Here is a 17,498-nt window from a genome sequence, read left to right as displayed (position 1 = left end):
TAATGTATATTTGCTCATAAAAAAACTGCACCTTGTGAGTTGGAGGGGGGATGTCCAACTTTTGGGGTGCAGTTCAAAGCTTTCAGACGGCCTTGAGTCATATTGATATCACTATCTTTTAATTTTCAGTTCAGTAGGCAGGCATGATGCCCACCCTCAAAGTTGATTTACGCTTCGTCTTTGACTGCCGCCTGATACAGGTAAACGGTTGCCAACGGCGGTACGGTAACAGACAGGGAATTTGGTTTACCATGCGACCAAACTTCTTCTGTCTCCACCGTTGCGCCGGCAGAAACACCGCTGCCTTTGTAATGCAGGTCGTCTGAATTGAGGATTTCGCGGTATTCGCCGGCAGAATTCACACCGAAACGGTAGCCTTCGCGCACCACAGGCGTGAAGTTGCTGATGACGATAACACGGTTGCCTTCGCGGTCACGGCGCTCGAAGACAAATACGGAATTGTCGCCGTCATCGGCAACCAGCCACTCAAAGCCTTCAGGCCATTGATCTAATTGGTAAAGCGGCGCAGTGTCTTTATAGACATGGTTCAACTCGCGTACGAAGTCTTGTACACCTTTGTGCCAGCCGCCCTCTTGCTCCAGCAGGAACCAATCCAGTCCTTCGTTGTAGTTCCACTCGCGGCCTTGTGCAAACTCGTTGCCCATAAACAAGAGTTTTTTGCCGGGGAAGCCGTACATAAAGCCGTAGTAGGCGCGCAGGTTGGCAAATTGTTGCCAGCAGTCGCCGGGCATACGTCCGAGCAGCGAGCGTTTGCCGTGCACGACTTCATCGTGTGAAAGCGGCAGGACAAAGTTTTCGCTGTACTGGTACATCATGCCTAAGGTCATTTTGTTGTGGTGATATTTGCGGTTGATGGGGTCTTCCATCATGTAACGCAAAGTATCGTTCATCCAGCCCATATTCCATTTGAAGCTGAAGTTCAAACCTTCTTGGCGGATCACATTGGCAAACGATGTGGATTCTTCGGCGATTTCAGTCGCAGCCGGAACCTCCTCTTTCAACATGGTGTTGGTATCACGTAGGAAAGCGATGGCTTCGAGGTTTTCATGGCCGCCGTATTGGTTCGGAATCCACTCGCCGTCTTTACGTGAGTAGTTGCGGTAAATCATCGAAGCCACCGCGTCAACGCGGATACCGTCGAAGCCGAAACGTTCTATCCAATACAGGGCATTGCCTTGCAGGAAGTTTTTCACTTCGTTTCTGCCGAAGTTGTAAATCAGGGTGTTCCAGTCTTGGTGGTATCCTTCGCGCGGATCGGCGTGTTCATACAGCGCGGTTCCGTCGAATTTGGCCAGACCGTGATCATCGGTTGGGAAATGGCCGACCACCCAGTCGAGGATAACGCTGATGCCCTCGTCGTGCGCGGCTTTAATCAATACGCGCAATTCTTCCGGCGAACCGAAACGGCTGGTCGGCGCATACAATCCGGTCGCCTGATAGCCCCACGAGCCGTCAAAAGGATATTCGGAAACGGGTAGGAATTCGATATGGGTGAAGCCCATGTCTTTGACGTATGCAACCAATTCTTTGGCGAGCTGTTCGTAAGTCAGCCAGAAGTTGTTTTCGGGATTGCGTTTCCACGAACCCAAATGCACTTCATAAATGCTGATGGGCGCGTCAATGGCGTTGGCGCGGGCGCGGAAGTCGGGTGCGTCCACTTTTTCCGGTAAACCGCGCACGACAGACGCCGTATTCGGACGCAACTCCACACCGAAAGCATACGGGTCGGCTTTTTCGCGCACATCGCCGTTGGCATCGCGAATTTCAAATTTGTAGAGGGCGTTGAGTTTGACTGCCGGAATAAAGATGTCCCAAATGCCGTTGTCGCGGTGGAAACGCATCACATGGCGGCGACCGTCCCAGTTGTTGAACTCGCCGATAACAGAAACGCGTTGCGCATTTGGCGCCCATACGGCAAAGCGTACGCCCTTCACGCCGTCCAATTCGGCAAAATGCGCACCTAAAGTCTCATAAGGACGCAGGTGCTTGCCTTCGGCCAACAGCCAGGAATCCATATCTTGCAACTCAGAGTTGAAACGATAAGGGTCTTCTTCAATCACAGGCTCGGAGTCTTCGGTATAACGGATACTCAAAGCGTAATCGGGCGCATCATCGGGCAAAACAGCCACAAAGAAACCGCGTTCATCAATTTTTTCAGACGGCACGATGAGTTCACCGCTGCGGCGGTTCACGATATCCACGCTTACTGCGCCGGGAATCAAAACGCGCACCACTTCATCGCCCTCTGCAAGGCGGTGTCGTCCCAGATAAGCGAACAAGTCGCTGTGGGTGGCAAGAAACAGGCTTTCGACCGTATCGCGCTCGATTTGGTCAAGTTCATGATAAGCCTTGATTTAGCTGTTTGTTTTCATGCGTACCTCGTCAATAATGGCAAGTTGGCCGCCCATGAGGCGGTGTTGTAGGAAATCTTCCAAAGAAACCGGCATTTTTTGCGCCCAGTTCGGATAACCGTCCGGCACGCCGGGGACATTCAAATTGTCAATGACGCCCAGCAGGTTTTCCAGTTGTACGGCGTAAAGCTTGCTGCGGCTCAATGCGCCGTATCTGTGCAAAGCCGCCAGCAAAGTTTCATCGGCTTTTGCCGGCATTTGCACGTCTGCACCCAGACAGCCGGTATATTTCAATTTGTCCAGCAAATCGGCTTTATCGTGTTCGCGCTCATCCAAGGCCGTCTGAAAAGCGGCTGCATCAGGCAAAGTACCGAGTTTGAACATCGTATCCAAATCTTTGCCCATCCAATAACCTGCCAGCGGCGCGACATCGTGGGTACTGATGACCGTAATCGCCTGCTCAGGGTATTCTTCAGGCAGTTGGAAACCGTTCCAGCCCTTGCTGAAATACATCACTTTGTAGGAGAACACTTGATAGCGGTTAAGCAGATAACGCGCTTGATCGGGTACCGTTCCCAAATCCTCGCCGATGATGACGCAACGGTTGCGCTGGCTTTCCAAAGCCAATATGGCGAAAGTCACTTCGGCATCGTAATGCACATATGCGCCGAAATCCGCTGTTTTATCGTTTAAAACCCACCGCAAACGACACAATGCCATCACATGGTCAATCCGCAACACGCCATACAGGCGCATGTTTTCACGCAACAGATGGGCAAACTTTTCATAGCCCGTATGCTTCAACATCGACGGATTGAGCGGCGGCAAATCCCAGTTTTGCCCCGTCGGGCTGAACGGATCGGGCGGCGCACCGACCGATACGTCCATACAATAATCTTAGCGGTGTAACCAAGTATCCACACTGCCGCGCGCCACGCCGACCGCCAAATCGCCGTAAATACCAAGTTTGACACCGTATTCGGCAGCGGCTTGGTTAACTTCTTGCAACTGCTCCGCGCAAAGCCATTGCAGCCACATATAAAAACGGATTTCACGTTCATGGCTGCGCGCGAATTTTTCTACTGCTTTGCTATCAGGCTGATGAAATTCAGACGGCCATGACTGCCAACCCACTTGTCCGGAACGACTGTAATACTGGTCCAAAGCCTCAAACAAACCGAAGCCCTGCAAAGCTTTGCCTTTTTCTAATACAAATGCTTCAAATGCAGCGCGTTCATTTGCCGCAGCTTCGCAAGTATCCTGTTCAAACGCGTTAAACGCCATTTGCAGCGCATCACGCTTGCATGTCCAAACCGCCGTATAAGTTACCGTTTCCGTAACACGCAAAGCAGCAATGCGCTGACGGATTTTCGGTTGTGCCAGCCAGTTTTTCAGTTGCTCGTTATAAGTAAACGCGCCGACTTTTTCGATATCCAAGTAAATCGGATTGAGCCATTCGCGCGAAGAAGGGCTATACGGGCTGGCAAAGGCAGGCTTGCTGGTAAACAAGGCGTGCAAAGGGTTGATACCGACAAAATCCAGCTTTTTCTCTGCCGCATACTTTCATCAGGTTCAGCAAATCGGTAAAGTCGCCTATACCCCAGTTGCGCTCGGAACGCAGGCTGTACAAATGCATGGTCAAACCATTCATCCGACCGCCATTGGCAAGCAGTTTGGGTTGGTAAACCGATTCAGGCGCAACAATCAGGCGTACAAGGCAACATTTTCCGCCGGTCTCGGCCGACAAAGTGTAATAACCGCAAGCCAGTTGGGGCAGCTTAATCCAAAGCGTATCGTTGTCGCCCGGATATAAAGTCAAGGTCTGGCACTCATCCGCCTCATCAATCAATACAACCACTTCCGCACCATGAAATTCAGACGGCATCTGTAAAGACTCTTCGCCGTTTTCATGCGCGACCATCGTATTCAGATAAAGGCCGTCTGAATCCGGTTTGCTTTTGTCCAAAACAGCAACGATCGATTCAAAAACTTCAGGTTTGGTCGCATGATATGTACCGTTGATGTCGTGGTAGCCTAAATCAATACCGGCCGCTACGGCCTGCTGCTCCAATGTCTCACTCATTGCACTCTGCCTGTTTTACCAATATCTGAATCTTAATACAGATCTTGTCGCACCGTTACATGTAATTCATTGTAATCTCTAACAAAATCCATATTTCCCTGTTTGATTTGACCTGCGCCAAAATTTCCTATTTATCTGTCTTGTAAAAACTTAAAGGCCGTCTGAAAAGGAAGGTTTCATTCCTTTTCAGACGGCCTTTATCATGCTTCAAACCTGATTAGTGGTGGTGATGACCGTGCGGGCCATGTACGTGACCGTGGGCAATTTCTTCCTCTGTCGCATCGCGTACACCTTCAACAGTCGCTTTGAACAATACTTTCATACCGGCCAAAGGATGGTTGCCGTCCACTACGGCTTTACCGTCAGCAACATCGGTTACACGATAAATCAATACATCGCCGGTTTCCGGATCATCGGCTTCAAACATCATGCCGACTTCAACTTCAACAGGAAATACGCTTACATCTTCAATACGCACCAGCTCAGGATCTTGCTCTCCGAAAGCATCATCAGGCGACAAAGCCACTTCAACGGTATCACCTACATTTTTGCCGTGCAACGCTTCTTCCACCAAAGGGAAAATACCGTCATAACCGCCATGCAGGTAAGCAATCGACTCTTCGGTTTTATCCAACAACTGGTTATTTGCATCGTACATTTCATAATGCAGGGAAACTACGGAATTTTTAACAATAGACATCATGTCGTCCTTAATCAATATTTAAAAGTCAGGTTCAGGCTATTCTATCACAGCTGTAACTCAACAATCGGTTTACCTTAAACAAATACTTTTGGCGAACACAACAAAACCGAAAAAGTCCATATGAAAAACAAAATTGAATGATTCCAATCCATAAAAGTTGCTTTTTCACAACACAAAGTTGCTAAATTACAAAAAATTCCCCAAACGCAAAAACATTCTAAATCCTTAAAACCAACAACAGTTAAAAAAATCAAATTATTGAATATAAATAACTTTTTAAAAGTTCATTAATTATGAATATTTTTAGATGATTTTTTACCTGCCTCCCTGATTTACATTATTTTCGCTAATTTTGTATTGATTTTAATCCGCAAACGGTTAAGCAACGTTGCATTGGCCCACCCCGTGGGGCATAATAACGAAAATTCAGCAATGAATTTCTACTGTACAGGCCGTTTGACGGCTATTTTTAGTTTAAATGTTTAAATCGATTTAAAAAAGGTCCTCAAAAATGAAAAAATCTCTGTTCGCTGCTGCTTTGTTGTCTTTAGCTTTGGCCGCTTGTGGCGGTGCTGATAAAGCTGCTGAAACTGCCGCTTCTGCTGCTTCTGCTGCTTCTGAAGCCGCTGCTTCTGCTACTGAAGCTGCTGCATCTGCTACTGAAGCCGCTGCTTCTGCTGCTACCGAAGCTACTGAAGCCGCTGCTTCTGCTACCGAAGCTGCTGCATCTGCTACTGAAGCTGCTGCTTCTGCTACTGAAGCCGCTGCTTCTGAAGCTGCTAAATAATATTCTTTTGAATATAAGAAAAGCAGGATACCATTGCGTATCCTGCTTTTTTACATTCTTCATTTTCCCCTTCCCGACTTTTCCGCCTGACTGCCATGCACCTTCACGACCGTTTTGCTGAGTTTCTTTCCGCCTCTGAAATCATTGAAGCTACTCCGACCTTGTTAAACGACCAACGCCGCCGTTTTGTTTCTTCGCCGGATATTGTCTTACAGCCGAACTCTGTCGAAAGCGTGCAGAAAATCATGCGTTTCTGTTTTGAAAACCGCATCCGCGTAACCCCGCAAGGCGGCAATACCGGATTATGCGGCGCAACGGTAACAAGCGAAGGTGTACTGCTCAATCTCTCCAAGCTCAACCGCATCCGCGATATCAACCTTGCGGACAACAGCATGACGGTTGAAGCTGGCGTGATTTTGCAAAATGCTCAAAAGGCGGCAGCCGAAGCCGGACGACTGTTTCCGCTCAGCCTTGCCAGCGAAGGCTCTTGCCAAATCGGCGGCAATATCGCCTGTAATGCCGGCGGTTTGAATGTCTTGCGTTACGGCAGCATGCGTGATTTGGTATTGGGTTTGGAAGTCGTTTTACCAAACGGCGAACTGGTTTCCCACCTTCAGCCCCTGCACAAAAACACGACCGGCTACGACTTGCGCCATCTTTTTATCGGCAGCGAAGGAACATTGGGCATCATTACCGCCGCCACACTCAAACTCTTTGCCCAGCCCAAAACCAAAGCGACCGCATGGGTAGGTTTAGACGATATTGAATCCGCCGTCTCTCTTTTAACTGCGGCGCAAGGCCATTTTGCCGAGCGCTTGACCAGCTTCGAGCTAATCAGCCACTTCGCCCTCGATTTATCTTCGGAATTCAGCCAACTCAAAAAGCCTGCTGATGCGGAATGGCATATTTTGATAGAACTTGCAGATTCCGTTCCCGATGCCGGACTGGATGAAAAGCTTGCCGAATTTCTCTATCAAAACGGATGGGAAAACAGCATCTTGGCGCAATCCGAGCAAGAGCGCTCCGACTTATGGACCTTGCGTGAAAATATTTCCGCATCCCAACGTAAACTCGGCACCAGCATCAAACACGACATCGCCGTCCCTATCGCCCAAGTGGCCGCCTTTGTCCGCCAATGCGCCCCTGCCTTGGAAACCCGCTTTCCCGGCATACAAATTGTCTGCTTCGGACATTTAGGCGACGGCAGCCTGCATTACAATACATTCCTGCCCAACGTATTGAGTAACGAAGCCTACCAATACGAAGACGCCGTCAATACCATTGTTTATGAAAACATCCTTGCCTGCCACGGCACGATTGCCGCCGAACACGGCGTAGGCATCATCAAAAAACATTGGCTGCCCCGTGTGCGTACGCAGGCCGAACTCATGCTGATGCATGCCATCAAAAATCAGCTTGACCCTTATGGCATTATGAATCCGGACAAACTCCTGCCTTCTCTGGATTAACAAAATACAAAAAGGCCGTCTGAAACATTTCAGACGGCCTTTTATCTTATTCAAACTATTTCAATGCCGTTTTCCAATCCAATCCGCCCAAGGAAGGTACCTGTATCACTTCATTGGTATCCAAATTGACCGCTGTCAGCTCTCCGCCCCACAACGCGCCGGTATCCAAAGCAATAACCTGATCGGTATTAACGTAGCCCAATGACGACCAATGTCCGAACACGGTAATATAATCCAAATTCTGCCTATCGGGCGCTTTAAACCAAGGGCGCAGGTAAAGCGGCATTTTTTTCAAAGTGGATTTATATTCGTAATCCAATTCACCTTTGTACGTCAGCGCACGCATACGGGTAAAGACGTTGATAATCATGCGTAGGCGCTCATAGCCTGTCAAATCGTCCGTCCACTCGGTCGGCTTGTTGCCGTACATTTTGCCAAAAAATTTCCTGTATTTTTTACCTTGCAATTCAGCCTCAGCTTCACGGGCAAGACTTTCAGCCTTATCAACCGACCATTGCGGCAAAATACCGGCATGCACCATCACATGTCTGTCGCCGCGCACCAACAGCGGCTGATGACGCAGCCAGTCCAGCATGGCATGACTATCGGGATGGGTCAAAATCGGCTCAACTGTATCACTGCGCTTAAGCGTTCCTTCACCGCAACCGACTGCCAAAAGATGTAAATCATGATTGCCCAAAACCATTTGCACACTGCTGTCATGCTCTTTGGCAAATTTCAGGGTTTCCAAGGACTTCGGGCCGCGATTGACAATATCACCAACCAGCCAAAGGGTGTCCGTACCATGATTAAAGCCGATTTTGGCAAGCAACAAAGTCAGCTCGTCAAAACAGCCTTGAATGTCTCCGATTGCGTAATGTGCCATTATTATTGTTTTCCATTGTTATTATTTTCAGACGGCCTCAAGCCCAGCCCAGGCCGTCTGAAAACATCAATTATGCATTTAAAACCAATACTGCTTCTGCTTCAACCTGAACACCTTTAGGCAGGCTAGCCACGCCCACCGCAGCGCGTGCAGGGAAAGGCTGTTCGATAAATTCAGCCATCACTTCATTGAATACGGCAAAGTTGGCCAAATCGGTCAAATAAGCATTGAGTTTGACGATATCGTTCAAAGAACCGCCTGCCGCTTCTGCTACGGCTTGCAGGTTTTTAAAGACTTGCACTGCTTCGGCGCGGAAGTCGCCATTGCCGACCACAGTCATTGTAGCCGGATCCAAAGGAATCTGACCGCTCATATAAACCGTGTCGCCTGCACGGACTGCTTGGCTGTATGCACCAATCGCGGCAGGGGCTTTGTCGGTATGGATAATGGTTTTAGACATGATATTCTCCTCAAATAGAAATGTCAGAATCAGGTGGAAGCTTCGAATTTTACTTTCAACAGAAATACGTTTCAATAAAAGCATTCAATTAATGCGTTTATCCCGTCTTGTTCTTCCCCGATTTTAAACCTACAATCCTACACATTATTCATTTCAAAGCCGAAATTATCATGTTTTTTGTCTTATCCCCAGCCAAAAACCTCAACGAAAAAGACCCCTCCCCCGTCAGCAGCTTTACCCAACCCGACCTTTTGCCCGAAGCAGAAATCCTGATGCAAGAGTTGCGCCAGCTTGCCCCTCAACAAATCGCCGAGCTGATGCATGTTTCCGACAAAATCGCCCTGCTCAATGCCGAACGCAATGCCGTATGGCACACGCCGTTTACGCCTGAAAACGCCAAACAGGCCGTATTTATGTTCAACGGCGATGTCTACGAAGGCATCGCCGCCGATACGCTCAAACCGGAACAAATCGACTACCTGCAACAACACGTCCGCCTGCTCTCCGGCTTATACGGCGTACTGCGCCCGCTCGACTTGATGCAGCCCTACCGCTTGGAAATGGGTACGGCCTTTGCCAACTCACGCGGCAAAAACCTCTACGAATTTTGGGGCGATAAAATCACCAACCTGCTCAACCAAACACTGAAGCAAGCCGGCAGCGACGTTTTAATCAACCTCGCCTCACAAGAATATTTCAAATCCGTCAACACCAAAAAACTCAACGCACGCCTGATTACACCGATTTTTAAAGACGAGAAAAACGGCAAATACAAAATCATCAGCTTCTACGCCAAACGTGCGCGCGGTTTGATGGTGCGCTACGCGGCAGAACACGGCATTACCGATCCTGAAATGCTCAAAAATTTCGACTACGAGGGCTATTCATTCAATGAAGCAGCTTCAAACGAAGCCGAATGGGTATTCATGCGTGAAGAACAATCTAAATAAAAACAGAATCCTAGATATTTTTTCTAAAATACCTCTTGGCAAAGGCCGTAAGTTCCATTAATATTACGGCTTCAAGAATGGAAGCGTGGCAGAGCGGTTTAATGCAACGGTCTTGAAAACCGTCGAGGGTTGATAGCCCTCCGTGAGTTCGAATCTCACCGCTTCCGCCATTCTTGATATTTTTTTATCTAGTGAAAATGAAATGCGAGACTTGATGATTCAAGTCTTTTTTATTTTCAAATCCAAAGAATTCCGTAAAGGCCGTCTGAAAATTTCTTTTCAGACGGCCTTTTCCTTTTCTACAAATCAAATGCGGCGTTAATCAAACGTTTGGTGTAATCGTTTTGCGGATGATGGAAAATCTGATCCGCGCTGCCGTACTCAACCATTTCGCCCTGCTTCATCACAATCACGTTGTCGCTGACGGCGCGCACGACAGACAAATCATGACTGATGAACATATAAGTCAGACCGTATTTCTTCTGCAAGTCACGCAAAAGTTCGACCACTTTGGATTGTACGGAGCGGTCAAGTGCAGAGGTCGGCTCGTCCAAAAGGATGAATTTCGGGCGCAGGATAACGGCGCGTGCAATAGCGATACGCTGACGCTGGCCGCCGGAGAATTCATGCGGATAACGGTTGAGCGCGTCAAGCGGCAGGGACACTTCCTTCATGACTTCCAAAACGCGCTGGATACGTTCTTTTTTGGTCATTTCAGGATGATGAACCGTCAAACCTTCGCCAATAATTTCGCCAACGGTCAAGCGTGGTGAAAGCGAACCGAACGGATCTTGGAACACAATTTGCCGTTGCGATTTCAGACGGCGTGCTTCTTCGGCGGTATAGTTTTTCAGGTCTTTGCCTTCAAAAGAAATATGGCCGGTATAAGGCAGCATCTGCATGACGGCTTTGCCCAACGTGGATTTGCCGGAACCGGACTCGCCGACGACGCCCAATGTTTCGCCTTCTTTAATTTTGAAGCTGATGCCTTTGACAGCGTCAAAAGTTTTGAGCGATTTGCCGAAAAAGTTTTGCTTCAATACGAAAGAAACATTGACATTATCGGCATCGATTAACACACCGGCGTTGTTTTCTTCCGGCTCTTTCATGCCTTTAGGAATGGCATTGATGAGTTCGGCGGTATATTCGTGTTTCGGATGGGCAAATACTTCTTTGATTTTGCCACGCTCGACAATTTCGCCGTTACGCATGACGCAGACGGTTTTGGAATAGTGTTCCGCCAAACCCAAATCGTGGGTAATGAAGATAATCGCCATGCCCATTTGCTGTTGCAAATCGTGGAGCAAATCGAGAATCTCGGCTTGAATGGTTACATCCAAAGCGGTGGTCGGTTCGTCAGCAATCAGCAAGTCAGGTTCATTGATGAGCGCCATGGCGATCATAATGCGTTGCAGCTGACCGCCGGAAAACTCGTGCGGATACTGCTTCATGCGGCGCTCGGCTTCTTTGATGCCCACACGCTCCAGCAATGCCAATGCCTTCTGCCCTGCTTCTTTTTTGCCAAGCTTTTTATTGTGCACACGCGCCGCTTCAATCAGCTGCGCACCAATACGCATAAACGGATTGAGCGAGGTCATCGGCTCTTGGAAAATCACGCTGATGCGGTTGCCGCGTAAATCACGCAGGGTTTTCTCATCGGCATCCAAAATGGAAATGCCGTCAAAAGTAATGCGCGAATCTTTGCTGTATCGGGCAAATTTTTCAGGCAACAGGCGCATAACGGACATGGACGTTACAGACTTGCCCGAGCCGGACTCGCCGACCAAAGCCAATGTTTCGCCCTCTGCCACTTTAAAGCTGACATTACGCACGGCATGAACGGTTTTCTCATGCAGCTCAAAATTGATGTCCAGATTTTCTACAACCAGTAACTGTTTTGTCATTTTGATTATCCTTTTGGTTGTGGTTTAGCGGTCTTTCGGGTCAAGCGCATCGCGCAGGCCGTCGCCGATAAAGTTGAAACAGAACAAAGTGGTTACCAAGAAGAAACTCGGCACGAGCAGCTGCCAAGGTGCAGCTTCCATAGAAATCGCGCCTTCTTGCAACATCGAACCCCAACTGGTCATCGGCTCTTGCACACCCAAGCCCAAGAAGCTTAAGAAGGATTCAAACATAATCATGCCCGGCACCAGCAAAGAGGCATACACCATCACCACGCCCAAAACATTCGGAATAATGTGGCGCGTTACGATTTTACGTTTTGCCACGCCGCTCACACGCGCCGCTTCGACAAACTCTTTATGCTTCAAGCTCAAGGTTTGACCGCGCACAATACGCGCCACGTCCAGCCAAGACACCAAACCCACGGCGGCAAAAATCAAAAGCAGATTGCGGCCGAAGAACGTGGTCAGCAGAATCACGAAAAACATAAACGGAAACGCGTTCAGAATTTCCAAAAAGCGCATCATCAGCGAATCGAGCTTACCGCCGATAAAGCCGGCAATCGCACCATAAAGCGTACCGATGACAACGGCCACCAATGCGCCGGCCACACCGACCAGCAAGGAAATACGTCCGCCGGTTGCCGCACGCGACAGCAAATCGCGGCCGAGCAAATCCGTACCCAGATAGTGATGGGTAGAAAAGGACGGCGGAATCTGCATATTATCCCAGTCGGTGAAGTCGTAGGTGTAGCGGACAATCCATGGCGCCACAATCACAAAAATACTGATCAACAACAGGATGATAATGCTGTACACCGCCGCTTTGTTCTGTTTAAAACGCCGCCATGCGTCGCTCCACAGGCTTTTGCCGTGTACTTGGGCGTATTCTGCTGCCTCTGCAAGGGCCTGAGTCTGCTTCTTTTTGAATAACATAATGTTCTCTCTCGCTTTTTATTCTTTCTTCAGGCCGTCTGAACGTTTCAGACGGCCTTTGCGCAAATGGGATTAATAACGGATTTTCGGGTCAATAATGGCATACAGAATATCGAGGATGGCGTTGAACAAAATGGTCATAATGCCCACCAAAATCGTCAAACCCAAAATCATGCCGTAGTCGCGGTTGAGCGCGCCGTTGACAAACAATTGTCCGACGCCGGGAATACCGAACACGTTTTCAATCACAATGGAGCCAGTGATAATGCCGACGAATGCCGGGCCTAAGAAAGAAACAATCGGCAACATGGCAGGACGCAATGCATGGCGCAGGATGATGCGGCTCATGGGCAGGCCTTTGGCGCGTGCCGTGCGGATAAAGGGGCTGTTCAATACTTCGATCATCGCGCCGCGCGTAATCCGCGCGATACTGGACACATAACCGATGGACAAAGTAACGACGGGCAAAATCAAGTTCATTAGTGCGCCATCGTTCCAACCGCCGGCAGGCAGCCATTGCAGTCTGACGGCAAACACCAGCACCAATACCGGCGCCATCACAAAGCTGGGAACGACGATACCGGTCATCGCGCCGCTCATCAGCGAATAATCCAGCCAACTGTTTTGTTTTAAGGCGGCGATGATGCCGATAAACATACCGAAGATGGCGGCAATCAAAAAGGCGTAGAAGCCAAGTTCTGCCGATACCGGCAGGGATTGGGCAAGCAACTCATTAACGCTGAAATCTTTATATTTGAACGATGGTCCCAAATCACCCTGCGCCAACTGCTTGAGGTAGTGGAAATATTGGAGGTACATCGGGTCATTGAGGTGGTATTTGGCTTCGATGTTGGCCATGACCGCAGGCGGCAAATTGCGTTCACCTGTGAACGGGCTGCCCGGTGCAAGCCGCATCAGGAAAAAAGATACGGTAATCAACACCAGCATGGTCGGGATGGAAGCACATATCCGTTTGATGATGAATTTCAACATAATCAGGCTGTCCTGTCTGAACATACCGGACTCGTGAAAACAAGCTGACCTGAAGCGGAAATCGGATGAATGGCAGCAGGCATCTGTAACGTCGCCGCGCCGGTTTCTCTCTCTATTCCGACCGGGTTATTGTTTTTATTCGGAGTCGGGTAAGGTTTTTTAGTTTTTAGATAATTATTGTTATAAGGCCGTCTGAAACTTTGTATCCGCCGTTTCAGACGGCCTTTCACGTTAACGCGCCAAAGGTTCGGTGCGTTCAATCAGCCATGCTTTGGCCGCGCCTTCTGTCAAAGGCTCGAGACGGCGGCGCACTTCGGCGTGATATTGGTTCAGCCATTCGATTTCGCTGCCGGTCATCAGTTTGGTATCGATCAGACGCGTATCGATTGGACAGAGGGTAACGGTTTCAAAATACAGGAATTTGCCGAACTCGGTTTCCTCAGGATTTTCAACCGGACGGTTGATTACCAAACTTTCGATACGGATACCCCATTTGCCCGGACGGTAAAGACCCGGCTCGTTGGAAGTCAGCATGCCTGACTTCATCGCGTGATGCGGTTGCGGCACGGCGGCGACGGCAATGCTTTGCGGACCTTCATGCACATTGAGGAAATAGCCCACGCCATGACCTGTACCGTGACCGTAATCGCATTGCGCCTGCCAGAGCGATTTGCGGCAGATGGCATCAATCATCGGGCCTTTGATGTTTTCAGGGAAAATGGTTTCCGCCAGAGAAATATGCGCTTTCAACACCAAAGTGTAATCGCGCTGCATGGCCGCACTCGGATTGCCGACGGGAACCACGCGCGTGATGTCGGTCGTACCGCCCCAGTATTGGCCGCCGGAGTCAATCAGCAGCATACCGTCGCCTTTGATTTTGCTGTTGTTTTCCGGTGTCGCGCTGTAATGAGGCAATGCGGCATTGGCATTGTAGCCGGCGATGGTGTCGAAACTTGGCGAAATAAAGCCGGGACGTTGGCTGCGGTGTTTGTAGAGCATGCCGTCAATATCCAGCTCGCTCAATTCACCGCCGTCTGCCAAGATTTGTTCAAACTCGGCAAAGAAGCCGCACAATGCCGCGCCGTCTTCCGCCATGGTATTGCGGATATGGGCGATGTCGGCATCGGATTTGACTGATTTGAAGAATGTGCTTGGGTGGATGGCTTCAATCAAACGAATGTCTTCAGGCAGGCGGCGCAAAGTGCCGACAGCGGTTTTGTTCGGATCAATCAGCAATGCGCCCTTAACACCTGCCAAATAATCCGCTGCTTGCGCATAAGGCAATACTTCAAAACCTGCCGCTTTCAAAGCTTCGGCAGATTCTGCTTTCAGACGGCCTGCATCGGTAAACAATACGGCTTTGTCTTGGCTGATAAACAGATGGGACAAGAACACAGGGTTGAACGGTACATCATCGCCGCGCAGATTGGTAATCCAGGCAATGTCGTCCAAAGAAGAAACCAAATGCGCATCTGCGCCCTGCTCTTTCATGGCCGCACGGATACGGGCCAGTTTTTCAGCTGCAGTTTCGGAAACATAGTCGGGATGGTGAACGTAGATTTCCGGAGTCGGCAATGCAGGACGGTCGTCCCACACTTCGTCCAACAAGGTTTCAGGATATTCGAGGCGGATGTTTTTGGCGGCAAGTGCCTGTTTCAAACCGCGCTCGCCGCTGAGTGCGAACATATCGGCAGGCGCGCCGACCACTGCACCCTCGGGCAGATTTTGTGCCAACCACTCGGTATAAGGTGCATCAACACCCATTTTTTGCAGCTCGATGCCGCTTGGCGCAAGCTGTTGGCCTGCCTGTTCCCAATAGCGGCTGTCCGTCCACACGCCTGCTTTATCGGCGGTCACCACCAAAGTGCCGGCCGAACCGGTAAAGCCGGAAAAATCGCGGCGTGCCTGCCAATGCTCGGGCAGGTATTCGGAAAGGTGCGGATCGGCGGAAGGAATGACAAACGCGTCCACGCCATGTTTTTTCATGGCTTCGCGTAAAGCGGACAAACGTTGTTGTACAGATTTCATGTGTTATGTCTCCTATTGTTTCAGACGGCCTCTGTCATCAATGCCGTCTGAAAACTTGTGCTGTCTATAATCAATCTATTTTTTCGGTGCGAACGACCAGCTCTTGACCGTGTAGTTCCGCAAAGGGTCTTTGTCGGAATAGCCGATAATATCAGGTTTAACCATACGCACTTCAACCTGATGATACAGCGGAATCAGTGCAGCGTCTTCTTGAAGCTGCTTCTCCGCATCGGCATAGAGCTTGCTGCGTGCTTCCTTGCTGACACCATCTTTCAGCGTATTGTTCATAAATGTGTCAAACGCCGCGCTTTTGTAGCGGAATGCATTATTTGAGTTGTTAGATTTCAAGATATTGAGCATACCTGCTGGATCGTTGAAATCGGAACACCAGCCGCTGAACGAAACCTTGAAATTGCCTTGCGCGCGCGTATCCAAATAAGTTTTCCATTCCTCGTTGGACAAAGTCGGACGGATAAACGGAATGGCGGCTTTCCACACCGACTGCACGGCAGTAATTTGTTTTTTGGACGCTTCGCTGGTGCTGTACAAAATATCGAACTCAAGCGGATGGTCATCGTTGTAGCCTGCCTCGTTCAAGAGTTTGCGCGCAGTTTCGATGCGTTTTTCAGGCGTCCACTCTTTCCACTCCGGATAAACAGGAATCACACCCTGCATTTGTGGCGGCGTCAATTGGAACGCAGGCGTATCACCGCGGCCGCCCACTTTGACGACGATGTCGCGGCGCGTCAGCATATTGAGCGCCTTGCGGACGCGCGGATCGTTAAACGGCGCCGCTTCGTGGTTCGGCTCCAAATACCAGCTGCACAAAGAAGTTGTACGTTTCACTTGTCCCGGAAACTCAATATCCGCCACTTTGACCTGATCGCTGGGAATGCCGTAAGTCACATCAATTTCATTGGCGCGATAACGGTTGTACTCGCCGCTACCTGACAAGAAAACAGCCTTCGGAATAGCCACTTTGTCTTTATCGTAATAATTGGGATTGCGTTCCATATTAATGTGGCTGTTGACTTTCCAATCCGTTAAAAGATAGGCGCCACTGGAAACGTAATGACCGGGCTGCGTCCACTTATTGCCGTATTTTTCAACAGTGGCGCGGTGAACCGGAAATGTGAATTGCTGAATCAGCATATCGGGGAAATAAGGCACGGGCGCAATCAGCGTAAATTGCAGGGTCTTCGCGTCCAAGGCCTTGACGCCCAATGTCTCAGGCTTGGCTTTGCCGTTTAATATATCTTCCGCATTTTCCACTTGTGCATCGACCAAATAGCTGCCAAAAGGTGCGCCGGTGGCCGGATCGGCAAGACGGCGGAAGCTGTATACAAAATCTTCGGCAGTAATCGGATCGCCATTGCTCCATTTGGCATCACGCAGATGGAAGGTCCAAATACGCTCACCCTCGCTCTCCCATTTTTCCGCCAAAGCAGGAATGGTTTTGCCTTCTGCATCCGTACCGACCAAACCATCCATCAACTGACGGATAATCGCACCGGCCGCCATATCGCCGCTCATTTGAGGATCCAGCGTACCCGGCTCGACGCCGTTGCTGACCACCACGCGCTCATAATCGGTACGCTTAAACTCAGGAGCAGGCTTGACATCGCGGCTGCACGCCGACAACGCGAATACGGCAGCCAATGATGCAGCCAACAGCGGATAGGTTTTTCCGGCCATATTTCATTCCTTCTTTTTGGGTATTCTTCTTTTTCAGACGGCCTGATTATTCAAACTACACCAGACTACATTTATTTAGAATTTTTCCAGTGTAGTTAAATCATCTATTTCAAGTCATAAAAATAGTGTTTTAAACCACATATTCCATCAGGATAATAGTGAGCCATCCAAGATTGTTGGCAAATTAACACAAAAATACGTAACTGAAAACTATTTTTCAATTTATCCTACGATA

At 49.4% G+C, this 17,498-nt stretch carries 11 protein-coding genes, 1 tRNA gene and 1 pseudogene; 4 read left to right on the top strand and 9 right to left on the bottom strand.

Annotated features, from left to right (window positions below):
* Positions 1-167: 167 nt before the first annotated feature.
* Positions 168-4,455: pseudogene (glgB, locus tag ACTHSQ_RS09755) on the bottom strand (1,4-alpha-glucan branching protein GlgB).
* Between the two features lie 217 nt (positions 4,456-4,672).
* Entirely contained in the window at positions 4,673-5,155 is a 483-nt protein-coding gene (locus tag ACTHSQ_RS09750) for an FKBP-type peptidyl-prolyl cis-trans isomerase (protein WP_440371562.1), read from the bottom strand.
* A 514-nt stretch (positions 5,156-5,669) separates the two neighbouring features.
* On the opposite strand from ACTHSQ_RS09750, the gene ACTHSQ_RS09745 reads away from it, so the two are divergent.
* Together ACTHSQ_RS09745 and ACTHSQ_RS09740 are read left to right on the top strand one after the other, a co-directional pair.
* Complete coding sequence (locus tag ACTHSQ_RS09745; protein WP_440371563.1) at positions 5,670-5,945, top strand: hypothetical protein; 276 nt, start codon at positions 5,670-5,672, stop codon at positions 5,943-5,945.
* Positions 5,946-6,040: 95 nt separating this feature from the next.
* Positions 6,041-7,414 (top strand): FAD-binding oxidoreductase, encoded by a 1,374-nt coding sequence (locus ACTHSQ_RS09740; protein ID WP_440371564.1) that lies wholly within the window; start codon positions 6,041-6,043, stop codon positions 7,412-7,414.
* A gap of 55 nt (positions 7,415-7,469) precedes the next feature.
* Here ACTHSQ_RS09740 and ACTHSQ_RS09735 read toward each other — a convergent pair whose 3' ends face one another.
* Together ACTHSQ_RS09735 and ACTHSQ_RS09730 are read right to left on the bottom strand one after the other, a co-directional pair.
* A complete protein-coding gene (locus ACTHSQ_RS09735) occupies positions 7,470-8,300 on the bottom strand; it encodes a symmetrical bis(5'-nucleosyl)-tetraphosphatase (protein WP_070461450.1) in 831 nt (276 codons plus the stop codon).
* Positions 8,301-8,370: 70 nt separating this feature from the next.
* Entirely contained in the window at positions 8,371-8,760 is a 390-nt protein-coding gene (locus tag ACTHSQ_RS09730) for a RidA family protein (RefSeq protein WP_003746001.1), read from the bottom strand.
* 170 nt (positions 8,761-8,930) lie between these two features.
* Between ACTHSQ_RS09730 and yaaA the strand changes: the two genes are divergently transcribed.
* Together yaaA and ACTHSQ_RS09720 are read left to right on the top strand one after the other, a co-directional pair.
* Positions 8,931-9,710, top strand: a complete 780-nt coding sequence (gene yaaA / locus ACTHSQ_RS09725; protein WP_440371565.1) for a peroxide stress protein YaaA — start codon at positions 8,931-8,933, stop codon at positions 9,708-9,710.
* Between the two features lie 79 nt (positions 9,711-9,789).
* A tRNA-Ser gene (locus tag ACTHSQ_RS09720) sits at positions 9,790-9,880 on the top strand.
* A gap of 129 nt (positions 9,881-10,009) precedes the next feature.
* On the opposite strand, the gene ACTHSQ_RS09715 is transcribed toward ACTHSQ_RS09720, so the two are convergent.
* The 5 genes from ACTHSQ_RS09715 to ACTHSQ_RS09695 form a co-directional block, all read right to left on the bottom strand.
* Entirely contained in the window at positions 10,010-11,614 is a 1,605-nt protein-coding gene (locus ACTHSQ_RS09715; protein ID WP_440371566.1) for an ABC transporter ATP-binding protein, read from the bottom strand.
* A 24-nt stretch (positions 11,615-11,638) separates the two neighbouring features.
* The gene (gene oppC, locus ACTHSQ_RS09710; protein ID WP_003683112.1) at positions 11,639-12,547 is read right to left on the bottom strand and encodes an oligopeptide ABC transporter permease OppC; all 909 of its coding nucleotides are present in this window, start codon (positions 12,545-12,547) and stop codon (positions 11,639-11,641) included.
* 72 nt (positions 12,548-12,619) lie between these two features.
* Complete coding sequence (gene oppB, locus ACTHSQ_RS09705; protein ID WP_036472303.1) at positions 12,620-13,540, bottom strand: oligopeptide ABC transporter permease OppB; 921 nt, start codon at positions 13,538-13,540, stop codon at positions 12,620-12,622.
* A 231-nt stretch (positions 13,541-13,771) separates the two neighbouring features.
* Entirely contained in the window at positions 13,772-15,568 is a 1,797-nt protein-coding gene (locus ACTHSQ_RS09700) for an aminopeptidase P family protein (RefSeq protein WP_440371567.1), read from the bottom strand.
* Positions 15,569-15,643: 75 nt separating this feature from the next.
* Positions 15,644-17,263, bottom strand: a complete 1,620-nt coding sequence (locus ACTHSQ_RS09695) for an ABC transporter substrate-binding protein (protein ID WP_440371568.1) — start codon at positions 17,261-17,263, stop codon at positions 15,644-15,646.
* Positions 17,264-17,498 lie beyond the last annotated feature (235 nt).

The sequence above is a fragment of the Neisseria sp. P0009.S008 genome, from assembly GCF_051958615.1.
Classification (GTDB): Bacteria; Pseudomonadota; Gammaproteobacteria; order Burkholderiales; family Neisseriaceae; genus Neisseria; species Neisseria subflava.
The sequence above is the reverse complement of the archived record's forward strand: the minus strand, read 5'-3'. Positions and strand labels throughout refer to the sequence as shown.